This window comes from Chryseobacterium sp. HNCC26DJ238 (assembly GCF_057180465.1).
Genome location: NZ_JBXUGI010000002.1, coordinates 146,636 through 169,610, shown reverse-complemented (window position 1 = coordinate 169,610; position 22,975 = coordinate 146,636). Strand labels below are relative to the sequence as shown.

20 protein-coding genes are annotated in these 22,975 nt (G+C 36.9%); 1 reads left to right on the top strand and 19 read right to left on the bottom strand.

What is annotated here, in order from left to right; translation table 11 throughout:
• Positions 1–150: 150 nt before the first annotated feature.
• The 9 genes from ilvA to AC2A07_RS02375 all read right to left on the bottom strand — a co-directional run bounded on the left by ilvA (position 151) and on the right by AC2A07_RS02375 (position 9,771).
• Positions 151–1,398, bottom strand: coding sequence for a threonine ammonia-lyase IlvA (gene ilvA, locus AC2A07_RS02415; RefSeq protein ID WP_484049053.1), 1,248 nt, complete (start codon positions 1,396–1,398; stop codon positions 151–153).
• Positions 1,399–1,404: 6 nt separating this feature from the next.
• Positions 1,405–2,466, bottom strand: coding sequence for a ketol-acid reductoisomerase (gene ilvC / locus AC2A07_RS02410; protein WP_484049052.1), 1,062 nt, complete (start codon positions 2,464–2,466; stop codon positions 1,405–1,407).
• A gap of 65 nt (positions 2,467–2,531) precedes the next feature.
• Positions 2,532–3,062 (bottom strand): acetolactate synthase small subunit, encoded by a 531-nt coding sequence (gene ilvN, locus AC2A07_RS02405; protein ID WP_484049051.1) that lies wholly within the window; start codon positions 3,060–3,062, stop codon positions 2,532–2,534.
• Between the two features lie 6 nt (positions 3,063–3,068).
• Complete coding sequence (gene ilvB, locus AC2A07_RS02400; RefSeq protein ID WP_484049050.1) at positions 3,069–4,802, bottom strand: biosynthetic-type acetolactate synthase large subunit; 1,734 nt, start codon at positions 4,800–4,802, stop codon at positions 3,069–3,071.
• A 10-nt stretch (positions 4,803–4,812) separates the two neighbouring features.
• Complete coding sequence (gene ilvD / locus AC2A07_RS02395; protein WP_484049049.1) at positions 4,813–6,495, bottom strand: dihydroxy-acid dehydratase; 1,683 nt, start codon at positions 6,493–6,495, stop codon at positions 4,813–4,815.
• A complete protein-coding gene (locus tag AC2A07_RS02390; protein ID WP_484049048.1) occupies positions 6,488–7,390 on the bottom strand; it encodes a branched-chain amino acid transaminase in 903 nt (300 codons plus the stop codon). Before AC2A07_RS02390 ends, ilvD begins: the two co-directional genes overlap by 8 nt.
• Before the next feature lie 254 nt (positions 7,391–7,644).
• The gene (locus AC2A07_RS02385) at positions 7,645–8,145 is read right to left on the bottom strand and encodes an endonuclease V (RefSeq protein ID WP_484049047.1); all 501 of its coding nucleotides are present in this window, start codon (positions 8,143–8,145) and stop codon (positions 7,645–7,647) included.
• A gap of 16 nt (positions 8,146–8,161) precedes the next feature.
• Positions 8,162–8,527, bottom strand: a complete 366-nt coding sequence (locus tag AC2A07_RS02380; protein ID WP_484049046.1) for a VOC family protein — start codon at positions 8,525–8,527, stop codon at positions 8,162–8,164.
• Between the two features lie 188 nt (positions 8,528–8,715).
• The gene (locus AC2A07_RS02375) at positions 8,716–9,771 is read right to left on the bottom strand and encodes a M28 family peptidase (RefSeq protein ID WP_484049045.1); all 1,056 of its coding nucleotides are present in this window, start codon (positions 9,769–9,771) and stop codon (positions 8,716–8,718) included.
• Between the two features lie 161 nt (positions 9,772–9,932).
• On the opposite strand from AC2A07_RS02375, the gene AC2A07_RS02370 reads away from it, so the two are divergent.
• Positions 9,933–11,072, top strand: coding sequence for an aminotransferase class I/II-fold pyridoxal phosphate-dependent enzyme (locus AC2A07_RS02370; protein WP_484049044.1), 1,140 nt, complete (start codon positions 9,933–9,935; stop codon positions 11,070–11,072).
• A gap of 1,070 nt (positions 11,073–12,142) precedes the next feature.
• Here the strand turns inward: AC2A07_RS02370 and AC2A07_RS02365 are convergent.
• The 10 genes from AC2A07_RS02365 to dacB all read right to left on the bottom strand — a co-directional run bounded on the left by AC2A07_RS02365 (position 12,143) and on the right by dacB (position 22,839).
• Entirely contained in the window at positions 12,143–14,875 is a 2,733-nt protein-coding gene (locus AC2A07_RS02365) for a sodium-translocating pyrophosphatase (RefSeq protein WP_484049043.1), read from the bottom strand.
• A 295-nt stretch (positions 14,876–15,170) separates the two neighbouring features.
• Entirely contained in the window at positions 15,171–15,782 is a 612-nt protein-coding gene (locus tag AC2A07_RS02360) for an inorganic pyrophosphatase (protein WP_314490654.1), read from the bottom strand.
• A gap of 23 nt (positions 15,783–15,805) precedes the next feature.
• Positions 15,806–16,318 (bottom strand): DUF7935 family protein, encoded by a 513-nt coding sequence (locus AC2A07_RS02355; RefSeq protein ID WP_314490652.1) that lies wholly within the window; start codon positions 16,316–16,318, stop codon positions 15,806–15,808.
• A gap of 36 nt (positions 16,319–16,354) precedes the next feature.
• Positions 16,355–17,287 (bottom strand): phytanoyl-CoA dioxygenase family protein, encoded by a 933-nt coding sequence (locus AC2A07_RS02350; protein ID WP_484049042.1) that lies wholly within the window; start codon positions 17,285–17,287, stop codon positions 16,355–16,357.
• A gap of 73 nt (positions 17,288–17,360) precedes the next feature.
• Entirely contained in the window at positions 17,361–18,227 is an 867-nt protein-coding gene (locus AC2A07_RS02345) for a hypothetical protein (protein WP_484049041.1), read from the bottom strand.
• Positions 18,224–18,901 (bottom strand): RadC family protein, encoded by a 678-nt coding sequence (gene radC, locus AC2A07_RS02340; RefSeq protein WP_314490644.1) that lies wholly within the window; start codon positions 18,899–18,901, stop codon positions 18,224–18,226. The genes AC2A07_RS02345 and radC overlap by 4 nt, the downstream gene beginning before the upstream one ends.
• Before the next feature lie 22 nt (positions 18,902–18,923).
• Entirely contained in the window at positions 18,924–19,499 is a 576-nt protein-coding gene (locus tag AC2A07_RS02335) for a murein L,D-transpeptidase catalytic domain-containing protein (protein WP_484049040.1), read from the bottom strand.
• Positions 19,500–19,569: 70 nt separating this feature from the next.
• Positions 19,570–20,238, bottom strand: a complete 669-nt coding sequence (locus AC2A07_RS02330; protein WP_314490638.1) for an ATP-binding cassette domain-containing protein — start codon at positions 20,236–20,238, stop codon at positions 19,570–19,572.
• Positions 20,239–20,305: 67 nt separating this feature from the next.
• Complete coding sequence (locus AC2A07_RS02325) at positions 20,306–21,460, bottom strand: sensor histidine kinase (RefSeq protein WP_484049039.1); 1,155 nt, start codon at positions 21,458–21,460, stop codon at positions 20,306–20,308.
• A 5-nt stretch (positions 21,461–21,465) separates the two neighbouring features.
• Positions 21,466–22,839: a D-alanyl-D-alanine carboxypeptidase/D-alanyl-D-alanine endopeptidase gene (dacB, locus tag AC2A07_RS02320; protein ID WP_484049038.1), complete on the bottom strand. Its 1,374-nt coding sequence runs from the start codon at positions 22,837–22,839 to the stop codon at positions 21,466–21,468.
• Positions 22,840–22,975: the final 136 nt, after the last annotated feature.

Below are 22,975 nucleotides of genomic sequence, written 5' to 3'. Positions count from 1 at the left end.
TATTAATGACAAATTTATATTTATTTAGAATTAATAAAAATAAAGACGGTGATGATATTTATCAGGATATTAAAATTTATTAAAACAGACGAATAACAGTAAATTTTAAACAAAAATAAAAATCTGCCTTAAAAAGACAGATTTTTATGATTAGATAATTAGGTTCATCATATGGGTGGAATTATTTAAATAGTATTCAAAATACCCCCTGCTCTTCATCCTTTCTGTAAGTCCGCCAAAGTCATCAGGATCGGAAAGTTCAATTCCTACTGTTGCAGAAGCAGTTTCTCTCGAATTCTTTTTTGTATATTCAAAGAAAGTGATATCATCATTCTCACCTAAGACATGTAACACAAATTCTTTAAGTGCTCCGGGACGCTGCGGAAACTTCACAACAAAATAATGCTTCAGACCATTGTAAATCATGGCACGTTCCTTAATTTCTTCCGTCCGGGTAATATCATTATTACTTCCGCTGACAATGCACACGACATTTTTACCTGAAAGATTTTCTTTGTAAACATCCAGAGCAGCAATAGTCAGTGCTCCGGCAGGTTCCAGCACCATTGCATCTTTATTATAAACGGTGAGCAACGTATCACATACTTTTCCTTCATCTACCGGTACGCAATCATAAATATGATCCCTACAGATCCTGAAGGTAAGATCCCCCACTCTCTGCACAGCAGCTCCGTCTACAAAAGAATCGATAGAATCAAGTTTTGTATTGATTCCCATTTCCAGTGACTTTTTCATAGAAGCAGCCCCTTTCGGTTCTACAGCAATAATTTTGGTTTCAGGAGATAACTGAGAAAACACACTGACCATTCCTGCAAGTAACCCACCGCCGCCTACAGGGACAAAAAGGTAGTCAATCCGGTCCTCTGCCTGGCTTAAAATTTCCATAGCGGCAGTAGCCTGGCCTTCAATAATATGAATATCATCGAAAGGATGAATAAAAGCTGCTCCCGAATTTTCAGAAAACTTAACTGCTTCATTTTTACATACATCAAAAGTATCTCCGAAAAGTCTGATCTCAATGAAGTCTTCACCAAACATGGCAACCTGTTCCAGTTTCTGTTTCGGAGTGGTGACGGGCATGAAAATAACTCCTTTGATATGAAGTCTGTTACATGCGAATGCTACTCCCTGAGCATGGTTTCCTGCACTGGCGCAGACGATTCCATGTGGGAGTTCTCCATTTTCAAAAAGCCCATAAATTTTGTTATACGCACCTCTTATTTTGTAAGACCTTACCGGCTGCATATCTTCTCTTTTAAGAAATACCTGAGCTGAAAACTTTTTTGAAAGCCTTACACTTTGCTGTAATGGAGTAACTTCCACAACGTTCTGAAGCGTTTTCTGAGCTTTACTGATTGACTCTAAAGATGGTAACATATCAGATTATTTTTCATTTTCAAAAGTTCTGTCAGGCCGTAATGCTCTTACTGCTTTTCCTGCCTGCCATAATTCACTGCCCTTCAACTCTTCCAGTTCTTTCGTGAGTTCTTCCCTGTAATTTTCCCTGCTGTTACTGGATATAGATTTTTGAGATTCATTTCCCAGTTCTACACTTTCGTATAATTCCTCAAAAACAGGTTTTGTAACTTCATAAAACTTTTTCCACCAGTCTAAAGCTCCACGCTGTGCAGTTGTAGAGCAATTCGCATACATCCAGTCCATCCCGTTTTCTGCAACCAGCGGCATCAGTGATTGGGTCAATTCCTCTACTGTTTCATTAAAAGCTTCTGACGGAGAATGTCCTTTTGATCTCAATACTTCAAACTGGGCTGCAAAGATCCCCTGGATGGCGCCCATCAAAGTTCCTCTTTCTCCTACAAGATCACTGTATACTTCCTTTTTAAAATCGGTTTCAAATAAATATCCACTTCCTACAGCAATCCCAAGCGCAATTACTTTATCTCTTGCATTCCCTGTCGTATCCTGATGAATTGCAAAACTGCTGTTCAGCCCTTTTCCTTCCACAAAAAGCCTTCTTAAAGAAGTGCCGGAGCCTTTTGGCGCAACCAATACTACATCCACTTCTTTGGAAGGCACTATGGAGGTCTGATGTTTATAGGTTACTCCAAAGCCATGGGAGAAATAAAGTGTTTTTCCCGGGGTAAGATATTTTTCCAGGGTAGGCCAAAACTGGATTTGTGCAGCGTCGCTTAAAAGGTAACAAAGAATAGTTCCTCTGTCCGCAGCTTCTTCAAGCTCAAACAAGGTTTCTCCCGGAACAAAACCATCGTTGACTGCCTTATCCCAGCTTTTAGAATTTTTTCTCTGTCCTACAATCACGTTGATACCGTTATCTTTAAGATTCAGCGCCTGTCCGGGACCCTGAATTCCATATCCTAAAACTGCAACCGTTTCATTTTTCAATACTTCCTGAGCTCTTTTTACAGGAAATTCTTCTCTTGTTACTACATTTTCTTCTACGCCTGCAAAATTAATTAATGCCATAATTTTATTATTTGATTGTTAAATTTTCTGAAGTTTAAACTTCAATTTATATTGATTTTTATTTATTAATAATCTGCTTCAAATGCCTGAAGTTTCTGATGAAAGCCAAAGTTTTCTTTGATGACTGCAACCCTTCCACTTCTCACAAATTCAATTAAACCATGAGGCTCAATCACTTTAAGAAAGTTGTCGATTTCTTCATAATGTCCTACAATGTTAAAAACCGTGTAATCTTTTCTTACGCAGACAATAGCTGCCCCATACTGACGTAAGATTCTTTCCACCTGAAATTTCTCTGAGACAATATCGGTTTCAATCTTAAAAAGAGCCATTTCCTGCCAGACAATTTCTTCGTCTGTATGATAATATACCTTAATAACGTTGATCATTTTCTGAATCTGCCTTGCTATTTTTCTGATCAGTTCACAGTTTTCATTAATTACAATAGTAAATCGTGAGATGCTGTCAATCTCTGTGGGAGAGACATTTAAACTTTCAATATTAATCCCGCGTCTCGAAAAAACCATGGCTATACTAGTGAGTAACCCTACCTGATTTTCAGTGAAAACACTGATTGTATATTCTTTTTTATTCATTGCTGTTTATTTTAAACGGATTTCACTCGTACTGCATCCCTGGGGAACCATTGGAAAAACATTGTTTTCCTTTCCTACTTTTACTTCCAAAAGGTAAGCACCCTCTGTTTCCAACATTTCTTTTAATGATGATTTCAAAAAATCTCTTTCTTTTGCATGCTTGCCGTCAATTCCGTATGCTTTTGCCACAGCAGGAAAATCCGGGCTTGTGATATCTACAAAAGAGTATCTCCTGTCATGAAAAAGCTCCTGCCACTGACGGACCATGCCTAAAAACGAGTTATTCAAAATAATTATTTTAACACCGATATTAAACTGAGCAATGGTACCCAATTCCTGGATATTCATCTGAAAACCACCATCACCGGCAATGCAGATCACGTGTTTATCAGGATTAGCTATTTTAGCTCCCATCGCAGAAGGAAGGCCAAACCCCATTGTTCCCAAACCTCCGGAAGTAACATTTCTTCTTGATCCTTTAAACATTGCATATCTGCACGAAACCATCTGGTGCTGGCCAACGTCTGTACAGATAATATATTCTCCACCGGTGATTTCATTTAAACATCTCAGAACTTCTCCCATGGTCAGTTCTCCCGATAAAGGATTCAGTTCTTTTTCTATAACTTCTTCATTTTCTTCTTTCCGAAGATCCGTAAACTGCTTCATCCATCCGTCGTGGCTATTTTTATCAAGCAATTTTGTCAGCATAGGCAGAGTCTCTTTACAATCTCCTAAAACCGGGATATCTGCTGTGACATTTTTATCGATTTCTGCCAGATCGATATCAAGATGAATAATCTTTGCCTGTTTTGCATACTGGTCTAATCTTCCGGTCACCCGATCATCGAAACGCATTCCTACTGCGATCAGCACATCACATTCATTGGTCAGTTTATTAGGTGCATAATTTCCGTGCATTCCCAGCATTCCAGTATATAATGGATGTTCTGTTGTTAATGCTCCCAATCCTAAAACGGTAGCAGCACAGGGGATTCCCGTTTTCTCGATCAGATTTTTGAGTTCATCCTCAGCTTTCCCCAAAATAACTCCCTGACCAAAAACAAGAAAAGGTTTTTTAGCCTGATTAATTAATAATGCTGCACTGTCAATATATTCATGCTTTACTTTAGGCTTTGGCTGATAAGATCTTATACATGAACATTTATCATATCCTTCAAAACTGATTTCCTGAAGCTGTGCATTTTTTGTGATATCGACCAGAACAGGTCCCGGCCTGCCGGATTTTGCAATGTAGAAAGCCTTAGCTAAAACTTCAGGAAGATCTTCAGCATCCGTAACCTGACAGTTCCATTTGGTAACAGGTGCAGTAATATTGATCACATCTACCTCCTGAAATGCATCTGATCCAAGTAATGATGCATAAACCTGCCCGGTAATACACACAACGGGTGTGCTGTCAATCATCGCATCCGCAAGTCCGGTTACGAGATTGGTCGCTCCGGGACCACTGGTTGCTATAACGACCCCTACGTTATCCGAAGATCTTGAAAAACCCTGAGCCGCATGAATTGCCCCCTGTTCGTGTCTGACCAGAATGTGCTTTATAGCATCTTTATAATCATATAATGCATCATAAATAGGAATCACTGCCCCTCCGGGATAACCGAAAACAATTTGTGTATTTTCTGCTTTAAGTATTTCAAGGATTACTTCTGCACCTTTCAGTTTTTGGGTTACTGTATTTTCTTTTTTTATTTTATTGACTGCTGTTTCCATTTTATTCCATTTAAAAATCCGTTATACATCCCTGCGAAGCATCAGAAACCAATTTTGCATATTTATAAAGTACGCCGCTTTTCACCTTATAATCAGGTTGTTGAAAACCCGCTTTTCTTTTTTTAAGTTCGTTATCCGGAACGATAAGATTGATGGTATTATTCTCAGCATCAATTTCAATGATATCATTATTTTCAACCAAACCGATTAGCCCGCCTTCAAAAGCTTCCGGAGTTATATGTCCTACAACAAAGCCGTGCGTTCCTCCTGAAAACCTTCCGTCTGTAATCAGTGCAACATTTTTTCCTAAGCCTGAACCCATCAGAGCAGAGGTCGGTTTAAGCATTTCCGGCATTCCGGGAGCTCCTTTAGGACCTTCGTTTTTGATGACAATCACATCACCTTCCTGTATTATTTTATCTTCAATGCCCTGAATAAACTGTTTTTCACCATCAAAAACTCTTGCCTTTCCTTTAAAAAAACTTCCTTCCTTTCCTGTAATTTTCGCTACACATCCTTTTTCTGCCAGATTTCCGTACATGATTCTGATATGGCCGGTCTTTTTGATCGGATCATCAATTTTTCTGATAATGTCCTGATCCCTTTCAATAATGGAGGTAACATTTTCAAGATTTTCGGCAATTGTTTTTCCGGTTACCGTAAGGCAGTCGCCATGGATTAATCCTAAATCCAGTAAATACTTCATGACGGCAGGAACTCCCCCAACCTTATGGAGATCTTTCATCAGATATTTTCCACTGGGCTTCAGATCTGCGAGTAAAGGTGTAGTATCACTTATTTTTTGAAAATCATCCAGTGATAAATGACCTCCTACACTTTTAGCAATGGCAATAAAATGCAACACTGCATTTGTACTTCCACCCAGAACCATTATCATTCTTAATGCATTTTCAAAAGCTTTTGGAGTCATGATGTCTGAAGGTTTGATATCTTTTTCGAGCAGAATTTTCATGTAATGACCTGCAAACAGGCATTCTTCATTTTTCTCTTTACTTAATGCCGGATATGAAGAAGAATAAGGCAAACTCATTCCCAACGCTTCGATTGCTGAAGCCATTGTATTGGCAGTGTACATTCCTCCGCAGGCCCCTGCGCCAGGACACGAATTTTTAATGATTCCGTCGTAATCTTCATCAGAAAGTTTTCCTGCAAGTTTGTTTCCTAATGCTTCAAAAGCAGAGACAATATTCAGGTCATCCCCTTTGTAATGCCCTGCCTCTATACTCCCGCCATAGACCATAATTGAAGGTCTGTTCAGCCTTGCCATCGCCATTACCGATCCCGGCATATTTTTATCACATCCTGGAACAGTGATCAGCCCGTCATAATACTGACCTGCACAGACTGCTTCAATACTGTCTGCAATGATATCCCTGCTTACCAGTGAATAGCGCATTCCGTCAGTTCCGTTGGTCATTCCGTCACTGATGCCAATCGTATGAAACATTAATCCTACAAGATTTTGACTGTTTACTCCTTTTTTCACCAATTCCGATAATCCGTTCAAATGCATATTGCAGGTGTTTCCATCGTACCCCATGCTTGCTACGCCAATCTGTGCTTTACCAAAATCCTCTTTACTGAATCCGATTCCGTAAAACATCGCCTGGGTTGCTGGCTGTGTGGGATCCTGAGTAAGCGTCCTTGAATATTTATTGAGTTCTTTACACATACTGGAGTTGTTTTTTCATGTACGTATAATCTTCTCCTGCAACCAAATGCCTGTATGCTTTCTGCACTGTAAAAGATAAACTTTCTTCCCACTCAAGTTTAAACTTCACATCATCAAGTGATTCCAGAGCAACAATTTCCGCAGCTGTTCCACAGAAAAATGCAGCATCAGCTTGTTTCATTTCATCAGGAGTAAAGTCTATTTCTTGATAATCAATCCCTAACTGTTCAAGTATTTGAAAAACCGTACTTCTGGTGATTCCCGGGAGGATATTGCCTTTTTTAGGAGTGTAAAATTTAGAATCTTTTTCAAAAAAAACATTTGCTCCTGAACTTTCAGCTACATAACCATTGCTGTCTAACAGTAAAGCTTCGTCAAAACCCCTATCTTTTGCTTCCTGGCATGCAAGTATAGAATTTACATAGTGTCCGCTCACTTTCGCTTCTATCTTAAATGCTTTTGGGTTTGGACGCTCAAATGAAGAAGTCATCACCCTCATTTTGTTTGCCATATACCCATTATCCCAGTTCCACACTTCAATAACCAAGGAACTTTTCTGTCCTTTTGAAAGTGCCATATTAGCTGAGCAGATCACCAATGGACGGATGTAAGCATTACTTAAATTATTAGTTTCCAAAAGCCTGTACGTGATATCAACCATTTCCTGAGTAGAATAACTGAAAGGGATCATCATAAGTTCTGCAGACTTTCGCAGTCTGTCATAATGTTCTTCAGCTTTAAAAATTCTTGTTCCTTCTGCAGTTTTATACGCTTTTATTCCTTCAAACACGGCATAGCCATAATGAAGCGATTGTCCGTAAAGATCTGTGGAAGCTTTTTCGGCTTTTACAAACTCCCCGTCAAAGAAGAGTACACTTTTTTCGTTGTAATACATATTGTAGATATTTGAATTTTCAGCATAAAAAAAACCATCCTCGTAATGAGGATGGCTGTATTTTAAAATTATATTTTAAATAAATGTAACAATACCATCACTCATCACCGGAATCCGATAATGACAAGAATAATGATAATAATATTGTTGAACATTTTATTCATTTTGCTACTTTAACGTGACAAATGTATAGCTTTTTTTTAATTTGACAAATTTTTTGATAATTTTTTTGGAAAATCAGGAAAAAATGATATTTAAATTCTCGTAAGCTGATCTAGTTTTTTGAGCAGCGCAGGGATTCTGAAATTGCCATACATCTGCTCTATTTTTGGTTTAATTTCATCAACATCAATTCCTTTTGCAGTTAGAAATAATGGAGTTTTACTTTCACCGCGCAAGATAATCCTACGTTGATCATCAGGAGCAGAAAAATTATTTTTTGCGATTCCTATGACAGAATATTTTTTATCCAAAGCTTCATAAAGATATCCACCTAAACCGATTTTACCTTCATTATTTAAGGTTACGAAACCATCAACAATGATAATGTCATCATCTTTTAAACTGATCTGCTGCAATAAACTTATGATACAGGGCAGTTCTCTTTTGTAAAATGCACCACTTTCATAGTCAGAACTTACCGTTGTTTTGGCACTGTAAATTTCAGTTTCTTTTTCAGAAGCCCAGTCTTCGAAGGCTACACAAACAGTGTAAGCATAATCTTCATAGTAATAGGTGTCAAAAGCGTAAATCATTTTGAAAATTGTAGTTTTAAGAAAAAGTTCCGAAATGCCACAAAATTCCAGCAGGATCATGAACAAAACATTCTCTCCCCCAAGGCATAGCTTTAATGGGAGTGAGCTTGACTGTACTGTATTTTTCAGTCAAATTCAATGATAAAAGCATTTTCCAAAACTCTTCTACATTTTCAACTTCAACGAAAAGCATGGTGTTTTCAATCCACTCTTTTACATAGGCATCCTGCAGATAGAAAGCTGTTCCTGCCCATTTGAAGAGAGATAATCCCGGGTCTAGAATAATTTCTTCAAGCCCTAAATCCCTGTAAAAATTTCTACTGATCTCAAAATTTTCCGAACCAATGAAAGGTCTCAATGACTGTATATTCTGATTAGTCATATGACTGTATTTTTCAGTTATTGTAAGAAATACTGAATCTTTACTTTATAAATTCTCAACAGATAAATTCCGTCCGTCGTAAAAATCTCATTATTTATAATTAAATTCAATTAATAAAAAAAGCTTCAATAAAACCCCATAAGCTATTATATAACAATGCCTTAAATTACATTATGGAAAAGCCTGAATTATTTTCGGTCAACAATTATTCTTGCCGGTCTGTTAGCAATTTCCCATGCTGTAGCAAACACAAGCTGTGCTCTTTTCTGCAGCATAGTAAAATCAATTTTTTCTACATCATCAGTAGGCTTGTGATAATCTTCATGTATCCCGTCAAAATAAAATGCTACGGGAATATTATTCTTAGCAAAATTATAATGATCTGATCTGTAATATAACCGCTGTGGATCTTTCGGATCATCATATTTGTAATTCAGTTCCAGATTGACTGTCTTTTTATTGGCAGCTTCATTGATTACTTTCAATTCTGAACTCAACATATCAGATCCGATGACATAGACATATTTTTTACCCCTGTTTTCAGGATCATCACGCCCGATCATATCAATATTTAGATCTACAACGGTATTGGCTAAAGGAAAAACAGGATTGTCTGAATAATATTCAGATCCAAAAAGACCGTGCTCTTCTCCGGTAACATGAAGAAATAAAATTGATCTTTTTGGTCCGTTTCCTGCCTTTTTAGCACTTTGAAAAGCTTTTGCAATCTCCATTACCGCCACGGTTCCGCTCCCGTCATCATCCGCACCATTATATACGACTCCATTCTTAGTTCCTACATGATCGTAATGTGCAGAGATGACAATAATCTCTTCTGGTTTTTCACTTCCCTCAACAAATGCAAGAATATTTTCTGAATCAGGTAAATTTCTTCCGCCTCTTTTCTGCATATATTCGGCAGGAACTTTCTGATAATATGATCCTAATGTTTTAGGATATGAAATCCCAATACTTTTATAGTAATTAATCATATATGCTCCTGCTTTCTTCTGACCCGGACTTCCCGTATCACGCCCTTCCATATCGTCTGCTGCAATTACAGAAAGATTCTTCTTTAAATTTTCCAGCGTAATGTTTTGATAGGCAGACTGAAAAGATTTTTCACTTTGAGACAAACTTGAATTGGATCCATTTGTCATTTCCCGGCCATTTTTGGCAGTTTTAGAAGCCGAACATCCTGTTAAAACTATTGCTGAAAATATCGGAATCAGAATTTTTTTCATGAGTATATTAATTTTTATAAAGATAATATTATTGCCTGCTTAAACCAAGGTTTCAGAGTAAAACAATCAGGACGTTTTATTCCTGAATTATATGTCTAAAATTAACAAAAATTATTTAACGGTAGGTCGGTATCCTTTTTTTTATATATTTGATTACCATTATGAAAAAAAAATACGGGTTTAATGATTTTAAATTTTTCACAGAAATGTCTGAACTTGCTTCGAGACATCAAAGCTACGATCTGTCATTAGGTCTGCCCGATTTTGAGATCGACCCCCGATTACGGCATTACCTTAAAGAATCTGCTGATCATATCAGTCACAGCTATGAATCACTTTCCGGAAACCCATTGCTGATTGAGGCTGTATTAAAATTCAATTTCCTGAGGTCAGATAGTTTATCACTTAAAAAAGAAGAGGTCAACATTGTTCCCTGTTCTACTTTTGCTCTGTTCACTTCATTAAAATCAATATTGGATTTCGGAGATGAAGTGATCATTATTCAGCCCTCCTATTATACTTATGCTCCTTCTATCGTTTTGAATGGCGGAATTCCAGTGTACTGCGATTTGGGTTATGATTTCATCATGGATTGGGAGAAACTTCACAACTGTATTTCAGAAAGAACCAAAGCAATCATCATCAATTCCCCACAAAATCCAACCGGGAAAATTTGGATGGCATCAGACTGGGAAAAGCTTTACCAGTTGATTAAAAAACGGGATATCTATCTTATTTCTGAGGAAATATATGACATTTACTGTTATGATAAATCGGAGCATTACAGTCCTTTTCTTCATCCCGGACTTAAAGAAAAAACATTTTCTATATTTTCTTTCGGGAAAATGTTTCATTCTACGGGCTGGAAAGTAAGCTATCTTTTAGCATCAGAAGAAAACCTGGAAAACTTCAGATCCTACCAGCAATATATTTCTTACAGCTCAAATGCTCCCTGCCAATATGCTATAGCAAAATACCTTGACGTTTTTGATCCTTCGGAAAACAGGAAGATCATGGAGGATAAAAGAAATATTTTCAACGAACTGATAAAAGATACCCCACTACAGGTTGAGCAAACATCGCAGGGCGGCTTTTTCCAGTTGGTCAATTTCAGAGATGTTTCAAAAACAATGAGTGATATAGAATTCTCGAAATGGCTGACCGTTGAGAAAAAAGTTTCCTGTCTGCCGCTTTCAGCATTTTATCATTCGAGACAGGATTCTGACTATATCAGATTCAGTTTTGCTAAAAAGGATGATGTGATTATCCGGGCTTTGGAACATTTGAGGAAGAATCTGTAATCTGTATAAATAATTTTGACAGTGTTTTCAAAAAAGTCTTATGTTTATAATTCTTTTGTTGAAGGAGACCTAATTCAGCCTTCTCAATATTTTCATTTCTATCTAAGCACAACCCTTTCAGAGTTTGATACGCTGAAGGAGTTTTCCCCTATCTAAAAAATATAAACTGTTTCGGGAGCAATCACGTCAACAAATCTTATACGAATGAAGAGACTGATCATTCTGGACTTGCGATAACGATCATGTAATTCCGCATTAAATGATTTTATACAAATTCTGGTTATGTATGCCCTACACGCAACCCTTCCAGCGTTTCAAACGCTGGAAGGGTTTTCCACCACCTAAAAAATATATACTTTTTCAGGAGCAATCATTTCAACAGATCACATGAAGAAAGAGACTTATTATTCTGAACTTCCGATAACGGTTATATGATTCGGCATAAAGTGATTTAATATAAATTCTGGTTGTGTATGTCCAAACACGCAACCCTTCCAGCGTTCTAAACGCTGGAAGGGTTTTTCACCACCTAAAAAGATAAACTGTTTCAGGAGCAATCACTTCAACAGATCGCATGAAGAAAGAGACTTATTATTCTGAACTTCCGATAACGGTTATATGATTCAGCATAAAGTGATTTAATATAAATTCTGGTTGTGTATGTCCAAACATGCAACCCTTCCAGCGTTCGAACCGCTGGAAGGGTTTTCCTCAAATAAAAAATATATACTTATTTCAGAAGCAATCACGTCAACAAATCTTATACGAATGAAGAGACTGATCATTCCGGACTTGTGATAACGATCATGTAATTCAGCATGAAGTGATTTTATACAAATTCTGGTTATGTATGCTCCACACGCAACCCTTCCAGCGTTTGAAACGCTGGAAGGGTTTTCCGTACATAAAATAAACTGTTACAAAAAGAGATTATCTTCGACAAATCTCATGAAGAAAAACCAATCATTCTGAGCTTATACAAATGATGAACCCCAAAAGTATTTGTTTAACTTTTGGGGTTCATCTTACTTTTGCGGAAAGCCTTTATAATTTATTCCAGTGAAATATATTTATAAAGACAAAATTCTCACATCAATTCTTCTGTTTTTTGCCATACATTCATCAGTGTCATTGGCTTCACATACGGGATATTGTGAACCGTATCCTTCAGCTTCTACCCTGTCCGCAGCAATTCCCAACTCCAGTAATTTAAGTTTTGTGGTCTGCGCGCGCAGGTTAGACAATTGCCTATTAGCCTCTTCGCTTCCTGAATTATCTGTATATCCTCCTAATTTTATTTTAAGATTCGGATAGGCATTTAAAATTTCCGCCAAATTCATCAGCTGATTTTCAGAACCTGCTTTCAAATAACTTGATCCTGTTTCAAAATACAGGTTTTCAATTGTATACCATGAATTTGGATCCAGAAGTTTCTGATCATTTCTTTTAATCTTATCATACATTGCAAAAAGCTGACTCTGATTTCCTAAAGATATGGTTTTACCACCTTTCAGTTTGACCTCCTGAGGTGTTCCTGTATTGTAGACAAAATTACCATCTTCGTTCAGCTGACCTGTTATTCCGACAGGGACTGCTGCTGTGTTACCTGCTGTATTTTGATTTGTCTGATGCACTCCTGCAATTCCTGTCAGGCTCTCGATTTTCGCCTGTCTGTTGGCATCAATTTTATCTTTATGCATTACGGCTAAAGTAGGGGCAATAACCAACGAAACGATCGACATGAGCTTAATTAAAATATTCATCGATGGTCCTGAAGTATCTTTAAAAGGATCCCCGACTGTATCTCCTGTTACAGATGCTTTGTGAGGTTCTGAACCTTTATAATAAGTTTCACCATTGATTTTAGCCCCTTTTTCAAAAGACTTTTTCGCATTATCCCAGGCACCACCTGCATTATTCTGGAACATTCCCATCAATACACCGCAAACAGTGGCTCCAGCCAGAAATCCGCCTAATACTTCGGGTCCGAAAATAAAACCGATCAGCAATGGAGAAATAATGGCAATCGCTCCCGGAAGCATCATTTTCCTGATGGACGCATCCGTAGAAATGGCAACACATTTTTCGTATTCAGGCTCGGCCTTACCTTCTAAAATCCCGGGAATTTCTCTGAATTGTCTTCTTACCTCTTCGACCATCGCCATCGCTGCCTGCCCAACTGCTTTAATAGCTAATGAGGAAAAAATAAAGGGAATCATTCCGCCAACAAATAATCCTGCGAGAACATCTGCCTTATAAATATCAATACCGTCGATCCCTGCAATCCCTACAAAGGCTGCGAATAAAGCTAAGGCAGTTAAAGCAGCCGAAGCAATGGCAAAACCTTTGCCTGTCGCCGCAGTTGTATTTCCAACAGCATCTAAAATATCTGTTTTTTCACGGACTTCTTTCGGCAGTTCACTCATTTCCGCAATTCCTCCGGCATTGTCTGCAATTGGTCCAAATGCATCGATTGCCAGCTGCATTGCTGTTGTTGCCATCATTCCTGCAGCAGCAATAGCAACACCGTATAGACCTGCACATAAATAGGATCCGTAAATCCCTCCTGCTAAAACGATAATCGGCAGAAAGGTAGATTCCATTCCTACAGAAAGTCCGCCAATGATGTTGGTTGCGTGACCTGTTGAAGACTGTTTAATAATACTTTTAACAGGTCTTTTTCCCATCGCAGTATAATATTCTGTAATGACACTCATTAAAGTACCTACTACCAGACCAACCATGATCGCACCAAAAACTCCCATTTTAGTAAATTCCAATCCACGTAAAACCATCGTTTCAGGTAACAGATAATTTACAAGAAAGTATGAAGATATTGCAGTGATCACAATGCTTCCCCAATTTCCGAGATTCAGTGCATTCTGAACGCTTGATGTGGAAGATTCATCGTCATCACTAATCTTCACAAATAATGTTCCGATCATTGAAAAGATAATTCCTGTTCCTGCGATCAGCATCGGCAAAAGAATCGGCGCAAAACCTCCAAATGAATCTTCAGACATTGTCTCACGACCTAAAACCATCGTTGCTAAAACCGTTGCCACATAAGAACCGAATAAATCTGCTCCCATTCCCGCAACGTCTCCTACGTTATCTCCTACATTATCTGCAATGGTCGCCGGGTTTCTCGGGTCATCCTCAGGAATCCCCGCCTCTACTTTCCCAACCAAATCAGCACCTACATCAGCTGCTTTTGTATAAATTCCGCCTCCGACTCTCGCAAATAAAGCGATTGATTCTGCTCCTAAAGAAAATCCGGTCAGAATTTCAATAGTCCTTTCCATCTCGTGAGAATCAACCATTGCATCGGGAGCGAAAATCTGCTTAATAATAAGATAAAGAGACCCAAGACCTAAAACAGCAAGTCCGGCAACCCCCATTCCCATTACAGAACCACCTGCAAAAGAAACTTTCAGCGCTTTGGATAATGAAGTTCTCGCAGCTTCTGCTGTCCGTACATTGGCTTTTGTTGCAATTTTCATCCCGATAAATCCAGCCAAGGCTGAAAATACAGCTCCAATTACGAAAGCAACACTGATACTCCAGTGAGAATTTGAATTTGCCGTTCCCATCACGGCCAATAATATGGCGACAATGACCACAAAATAAGTTAAAATTTTGTATTCTGCTTTCAGAAAAGCCATCGCTCCGTCAGCAATGTGTCCGCTGATTACTTTCATCCGGTCATTTCCCGCATTTTGCCTGGTGACCCAGTTGCTTTGCAGAAATGTATAAAGTAGTGCGATAACACCAAAAATAGGTACTAAATAAAATAAGTTCATAGTTTAATATTTTTTTGGTAATTGATTATTAAATATACCAAATAATTTTATTCATAAAATGAAAAATATAATAAACTCCTGAAGTATTATCTGTTTATAATTAATTGTGATAAATTCTTTACAAAGATTTTAAATAATTCTTCCTTAAAATATTTTTGAAAGAATAGTTGGAATGTCTTATACTATTATTAAATACAGGGCCAAAATAATTTCTGAAAGAAGAATGAAAACAAAAAAAGAGTCCATTTCACAATCAGTGAAATGGACTCTTTTTTTATTTTTAATTAAGAGAATTTTATCCTCCGAATTTACTTGCATAGTCATTTTGAGAAGCTATAATTACTTTTCTTGCGTGCTCTGCTCCGTAAACTTCCTGAATTCTGCATTTTGCAGGCTCATCCGGAAGATTCTTATACGTTAAAAAGTAGTGCATCAATCTTTTTACTTCAGCTTCCGGAAGTTCAGTAATATCTCTGAAATGACCAAATGCATGATCACTTACCATTACAGCGACAATTTTATCATCGGCCTCACCATCATCAATCATTTTAAAACCACCGATGGGAATAGCCTCCATCAACAGTCCGCCGGAATGGATATTGTGTGAACTTAAAACACAAATATCCAAAGGATCATGATCTCCCATTGTTACATCAGTTGCTCCGCTTTCCACAGCTAATTTCATCACCTCTTCGTTACAGTATGTTCTGGGAACAAATCCGTAAAGAGCAGGTATGATATTAGAAAATTTCTGAGGTCTGTCAACCTTCAGATATCCTGTAGCTTTATCAATTTCATATTTGATTGTATCTGAAGGAACAATTTCCACGAACACGTTAACAACGTTTGGCGCATCTTCTCCTGCAGAAATCCCATGCCACGGATGTGCTTTAAAATTTGGAATCATTTATTTATCTTTATTTTTATAGTTTAAGCAATTATTAAAATTTCTCTTCGCAGATCTTCGATGGTTGCACCGATATAATCATCTCCATCCATATAATTCATAATGAAGACGGTTTTAAAGTCATCCAGATTGGGATTGTTATTCAGGCTTTCATACGTTTTATGCAACAGATCAATCAGGGCGATTTTCGAATCAACAATATTCTGCCAGGAATTTTTTGTAAGGTACAGCTGTTGGGACGAGTTGTATTCAAACTCTTCGTTGATCGTTCTTTCCGTAAGAAATACAAATTCGTGAGCCGCAAGATCCTTATCAAATTTCAGAATAAGATTGGAAGGTTTTATTCTTTCTAAAAAAAGAGTCATCCTTTCATAGGAATGGGTTTTGTTTTCAGAATTTGACTTTAAGGACAGAAGCTTGATTTCCTGATTTTTTAAATTGATATAGGTATAGACAAATTGTCTCAGCAAAACCAAAAAAGGAATCGCAACAATCAATGCAAATGCATACGGTAAATAATCTGAAAATACTGCCATAATTTGAGGAAGCAAAATTACTAATATTTTCCGAATTTACAGCTCAAATAGTGCAGGTCTTTGGGTAACCTCATGATAGCAGACACTTTCTTCATCAAAATAGTGATAAACAAGGCTTTTTCGGGTTCTTGTTTTATCAATATGAGGTTCACCACCATGTAAAATGTTTGCATGCCAGATCAGCAAATCTCCTTTTTTAGCTTTGAAAATTTCTTTTTTAAGACCTAATTCGATTACTTTTTCTTCTAAAAATTCTTCATAGGCTTTATAACTCTTATTTCCGATCTTAAATGGTGAACCTTCATTATCATAATCTGAATTTAAGAAATAAGGAAGCTTATGACTTCCCGGTATGTAGTGCAGAGCTCCGTTATTTTCATCTACATCCTCAAGAGCGATCCATACTCCTAAAAGTCCGCCAAGCGGATAGGTAGTCATATGAATGCTGTCTGAATGGGTTTTTTGCTGGCTGCCGTTGATAAAGTTGATACTTTGGAAAAGTTTTGCCTTACCGTCCATCAAAACAGAAAGAAATTCAAGTAACTTTTTATCACTCCCTATATTTTTCACAATTTCAGAATGATGTATCACAAACATCAGCTTTCCTCCATAACGGAATTTTACTGTTCCGGCTTTCATCAGTTTTTCAATTTCGTCATTTATCTGGTCAGCCGTCTGTGAGGTCAGGAAGTTTCTCAACACCAGAAATCCTTTATCATCAAATTCAAGGACAGAATTTTGATTTTCCGGAGACAGATTTTTATAAAACTCAGTTTCTGAAAGTTGAGAATAGTTTACTGTCCTTTGATCTGCAGAAAGCTCAGAAAAATCTTTGCTTGAAATACTTGAAAAATATCTTTTATCAATTCCAAATTTTTTATACAGGGGAATATTATGTTGTAGTTTTTTCTTATTGAAAAAATTATAAATGATGTATGGTAATTTATAGTTTCTGATTTTGTTGAGCATTTTGGTATACGTTGATAAATAACAGTATAAATGTAAGAATAATATTTAGAATGAATCTAAACAGAAATTACTATTAAGAAAATCTTTTTAACAGTTTATTTTCGATGAAACAGTAGTCGTGAAGCTCACTTCCAAAGCTTTTAAAAAAAACTTCAATTCCCCTGATATTGCTCCCCATAAAATTAAATGTATTTCCGGAAATATATTTTTCCAGGATTTTATCAATGAGAAACGATGCTCCGTTTTCTGCCTTTTGCTGTTCATCATTAATCAAAGCCAACAGAGAATACTGACGAGGCTCCTTCGTCAGAACTGCCATATTGACAAAGGTTTCTCCTTTGCAGGCTGCAACGATTTTCAATGAGTCTTTCAACTTTAAAAATCTGACGTAATTTTCAAATTTCTTAAAATCAGCCTCTTTGGACAGACCTTTGAAATTCTGTCTTATAAATGAAGTGGCGGTAGTATAAAGCTCTATTTCTCTATACGTCAGATGCTGGGAACATTTTACGGTAGATTTTCTTCCTTTGAAATATTTTTTCCTTCTGAGTACTTGATAATCCGATATTGGAATCAGGTAGTTTTTTCTTGTTTCCAACTCACAGGTAAATTTATTTTTATCATTGAATGAATACATGAAAATTTTATATCTCTTTTTCAAAAACAAAAGAAAGGCTGTATTAAGTTCCAAATCATCTTTCCTGGAAAAAACACCCAGCTGTTGACAAAACAAAGGCATATGAACAAATTTGACCCCTAATTTTCTCGTGATATGAAGAGGCATGACTGCTTCATAGTCATTATTAACCAGCAACTCCCAATTGCCTGACAGTTGGTCTAAAACCTCTTTTTTTGCATACCAGTTACGCTGTTCAGAATTTTCCAGACATTTTGTGTATTTTTCAAAATCTATTTCGTTATATTTTAATCTTCTGATCATAATAGTCCTTCGTCTGCGAAACTTAAATAAGAATTTTGAGTAATGATAAGATGGTCTAACAGCTGAATACTCAGGAGCTCTCCAGCTTCCTTTATTTTTTTTGTAATACTGAGATCTTCAGCACTCGGTTTTAAATTTCCTGAAGGATGATTGTGAGAAACAATGATTCCGGTTGCGAAATGTTCTAAGGCTGTTTTAAAAACAATGCGGATATCCACAATCGACTGATTGATTCCGCCCTGCGTCAGTTGCGCAATATGAATGACTTTATTACTCTGATTTAGAAATACTGCCCAAAACGCTTCTGTTCTGAGATCCGCCAAATGGAGTTTTAATATCTGATATACATCTTTACTTCTTGCAATTTGAGGTTTATCAGGAATGTCCTGTGCTGCTCTTCGTCTTCCTATTTCCAAAGCTGTTTCAATGGACATTGCTTTTACCGGCCCTATGCCTTTGAATTTTGTTAAATCTTTTATGGTCAGTAAACTTAACTGATGCCAGTTGTTATCCACTGATGTAAGAATTTTTCTCGCAAGCTCGACGGCAGATTCATCCTTATTCCCACTTCCCATAATGATTGCCAAAAGTTCGGAATCAGAAAGTGAACTTTTACCTTTCTGTAAAAATTTTTCTCTCGGTCTGTCGTCTTCAGCAAGTAGTTTTATAGACATAGGTTCTAAATAACTGGATTAATTAATAAAAGGCATACAAAATTACAGGTTTTTTTGATGAGTCAAGATATTTTGAAGTCTGAAGCAAGGCCATCTCAGAGAGCATAGGACAACCCAGACTCAAGCAAGTGTGGTTATCTGATTCTTTATCAGGGACACAACCGAAAGAATGAAGCACTACAGCACGCTTCATGGCGTTGCTGTTATCATGGTCAAGACCGTGAAGCCTGTAGGATTTGCCATATTTTCCCAGGTACTTTTCCCGGATCTCGTATCTTCCTAGAGATGACTGATAAGAACCTTCAGTATTTGAAAATTTTAAAGCGTCAGATTTTGAAATAACGGAACCGGAACCGTGGGAAACAATCGCTTTTAGCAGAATCCTGTTGTTTTTTAAATCATATACAAAATACCTGTATTTTCCTGAATGCGTCTTAAAATTAATAAAGACGGCTAAATCCTGATTATAATTTTTCCCTTTGACAAAATTTCTAATTTCAGAAACTTTTGATGCAGGCAAAGCCAATTCCTTCCTCTGAGATTGGATTTTGGAACATGAAATCATAAAAAGAAACAAGAAAAAATACTGTTTCATCATTAAGTTGTGTTTACGATTAAAATGATAAGCTGTATAAAACAATCAGCAAAAAGCCAAAGGCAGCAGACATTTATTCAACAATCAGTCCGTCTTTCATTACCAGTTTTCTGTCAGTAATTTCTGCTAAATTTGGATTATGCGTTACAATAACAAATGTCTGATTGTATTTATCTCTAAGATCAAAAAACAATCTGTGCAGGTCATCAGCATTTTTTGAGTCTAAATTTCCTGTCGGTTCATCTGCATATATGATTTTCGGGGAGTTGATCAGTGCTCTTGCCACCGCCACTCTCTGAGCTTCGCCGCCAGACAGTTGATTAGGTTTATGATGTAACCGGTGTGCAATTTTTAAATCCTCAAACAAATCATATGCTTTTTCGGTTGCTTCTTTTTCGTTGGCACCGGCAATTTTTGTAGGGATCAAAACATTTTCCAATGCCGTAAATTCAGGAAGAAGCTGGTGAAACTGAAAGACAAAACCAATATTCTGATTTCTGAATCTTGATATCTGCTTATCTGTCATATTGATAAATGATTCACCGTTCAGAGCAATTTCTGTCTTATGATTTTTAGGAGCACTGGGACTGTCCAGTGTTCCCAGGATCTGAAGAAGGGTAGATTTTCCTGCACCGGATTCTCCCACAATAGATACGACTTCACCTGCTTTGATGTGCAGGTCAACTCCTTTCAAAACTTCCAGATTTCCATACGATTTATGGATATTACTTGCTCTAATCATGCTTCAAAAATAGTGATTTTTTTTTGCTTTTCAGGTTCTTACTGTAAGCTTTTAGCTACAGCATCTGTTATCCTTTTTTTATAATAATCCTGAAAGTAGTCCCTTTTCCGATTTCTGTCTGTGAAATTTTTATATCCCCGTTATGATATTCCTGTACAACTCTTTTTGCGAGAGACAGTCCCAGCCCCCAGCCACGCTTTTTTGTAGAGTATCCTGGTTTAAAAGCGTTTTGAGCCTGATATTTTGTCATTCCGCTGCCATTATCTTTTACTTCAACCAAAATATTTTTGTTTCGTTCAAAAACAGACATTTGAAGAGTGCCCTGTCCCTTCATTGCATCAACAGCATTTTTAACTAAATTTTCAATTACCCAGCTCATCAGAATTTTGTTGTGAGGAACCAAAATGTCATACGTAGGGAGCAAAAGGGTAAAATCAATTTTTTTTGAGATCCTTGTTTTTAAATAATCATAGTTCTCCTGTATTGTCTCGTTAAAATTCATGTCATTCAGTTCGGGAACAGAGCCTATTTTAGAAAACCTTTCGGAAATTGTTCGCAGTCTTTCAATATCCTTCTCTATTTCATGAACACCGTCTGAATCTGGATTTTCAAGTTTCATAATTTCCATCCAGCCCATCATGGAAGACAATGGTGTTCCGATCTGGTGAGCAGTTTCTTTGGCCAGACCTGCCCAGAGATATCCCTCGTCTGTCTTCTTCACTGTTCGTAAAAACCAGAATGAAAACAGGAAATAACAAAGTACAAAGAATCCAAGCAGAAAAGGAAAATACTGTAAATTATTAAGCATTTCAGAATTGTCATAATAAACAAACTGATCATTTCCACCTTGCACTTTTATTTCTATAGCCGGATATTTCTTATCCATTTTTTTCGCCAAATCAATTATGTCTTTTGAATCGTCGCCAATTCCCTTTGGTAAGTGTTTATATTCTATTATCTGCTCATTTTTATCTAAGATAATTACGGGAATTGTTGTATTTGAACTGTAAATAGCAAGAAGCAATTCCTGAACCTGCAAACTTGGTGTAATATCCTGTTGAAATTTTATAGCCTTAACCAAAATATCAACTCTTTTCACTTCCTCTTTCTTTAAATAATTAACTACTAATGTTGATGCAATCACAATAGCCACAACAACCAAAGTCATCAGTGAGAAAATAAACCAGTTATTAAATCTGGAAAATATGGATCTTTTCTTCAATTTTATTATTTTAAAACGTTCAGTATTTTCTGCAGTTCGCTACCGCCACTTCCCTGATAATTGTTGATAATGGCAGAGTAAACATATTTTTTACCGTCTTTTGAAGTATGATACCCTGCATAGGATTTTGTATCTCTCATTGTTCCGCTTTTCATTTTCATGCCATTATCCTGAGTTGGGAATCCGTCATAATAAGATTCAAACCACGGTTGTTTTTTAGCATAGATCAGAGCCTGAACTTCGGCTTTTGCAGAAACATAATTTTGTGGGGACAGCCCGCTTCCGTCAGCGAAATTGATCATGTTTGAATCAATACCTTTGGATTTCCAGAATTCTTTTAGATAAGCTACACCACTTTTGAAGCCTGGATTTCCTTTTTTTTCTTTTCCTAAAGTTTTAATTAAATTTTCTCCGTACATATTCACACTTTTTCTCAAAAACCAATAAACGATTTTGTCTAAAGTCGGTGATTCGTACGTAAGAATAATATTTGATTTTGGAAATTCCAATATAGATTTTCCATCCAATCGCATCTGCGAAACGGTCAGCACTTTCCCTGAAAATTCAATTCCGGAATCTCTCAGCCATTCCCGAACTTCAACTCCCAATTGTAAAGGAGGATTGGGAACAGACCCGGAAACTGTTGTTGTTTTTCCTGCAGGCAGGCTTCCGTTAATCAAAGCAACATCAGAATGTGGGGCTGTAAAAATCAGGCTTTGATCTGAATTTCCCGCAGCTTTTAAATCATTCAGCCATTTAACATTGACCAAAGGATAAGAAAAGCTTTTAAAATCTGTACCGTTAATATTGATATCAAACTGATTTTCACGCCAGTTTACCCCCCAGACGCCTGCTCCGTAGTAGTTTCCCAAATCGTCCCACGGCCAGCCTCCGGGAATCGTCTGATGGTCGAAATAAGAATCATCAATAATCAGGTCACCCGAAATCCTTGAAATTCCTGATTTTTTAATGGCGTCAATTAGTTTTTGCTTAAAATTTTCTGGTTTATAGCCTTCGTATCTCCAGCTTCCTAAAGTGGGATCACCATTTGAGGTAATAAAAAGGTCTCCCTTTAGATTTCCATCATAGACTGTTCCTGAATAAGCTGAAGTAGTTTTATAGGTGTAATTTTTTCCTAAAGTTTCCAGAGCAGCGGCAGCCGTGAAAATTTTTTGCGTTGAGGCGGTTGAAAGTCCTTTATTTCCCTGATATTCGTAGATTAAATTTCCGTTTTCGTCTGCAACGTAAAGAGAAAGATTAGATGAAACTGCCAATGAAGAATTCATCAGGTTTTTTGTAGCATTATCTAATTTTTGGCTTATATTTTGGGCAAAAATTAATTGGGTTGAAAATGTAAGTATTACAAATATTTTTTTCATTTTTATTAGCTTATAAATCCTGAAATTTCTTTCTCAAAACCCCAATTATCATTAATTTTCTTTAATATTACTCTTGATCCTTTTCCGCAAAGTCCACCACAATAGTAACCGTAATTTATAACAACTCTTTTTTTAT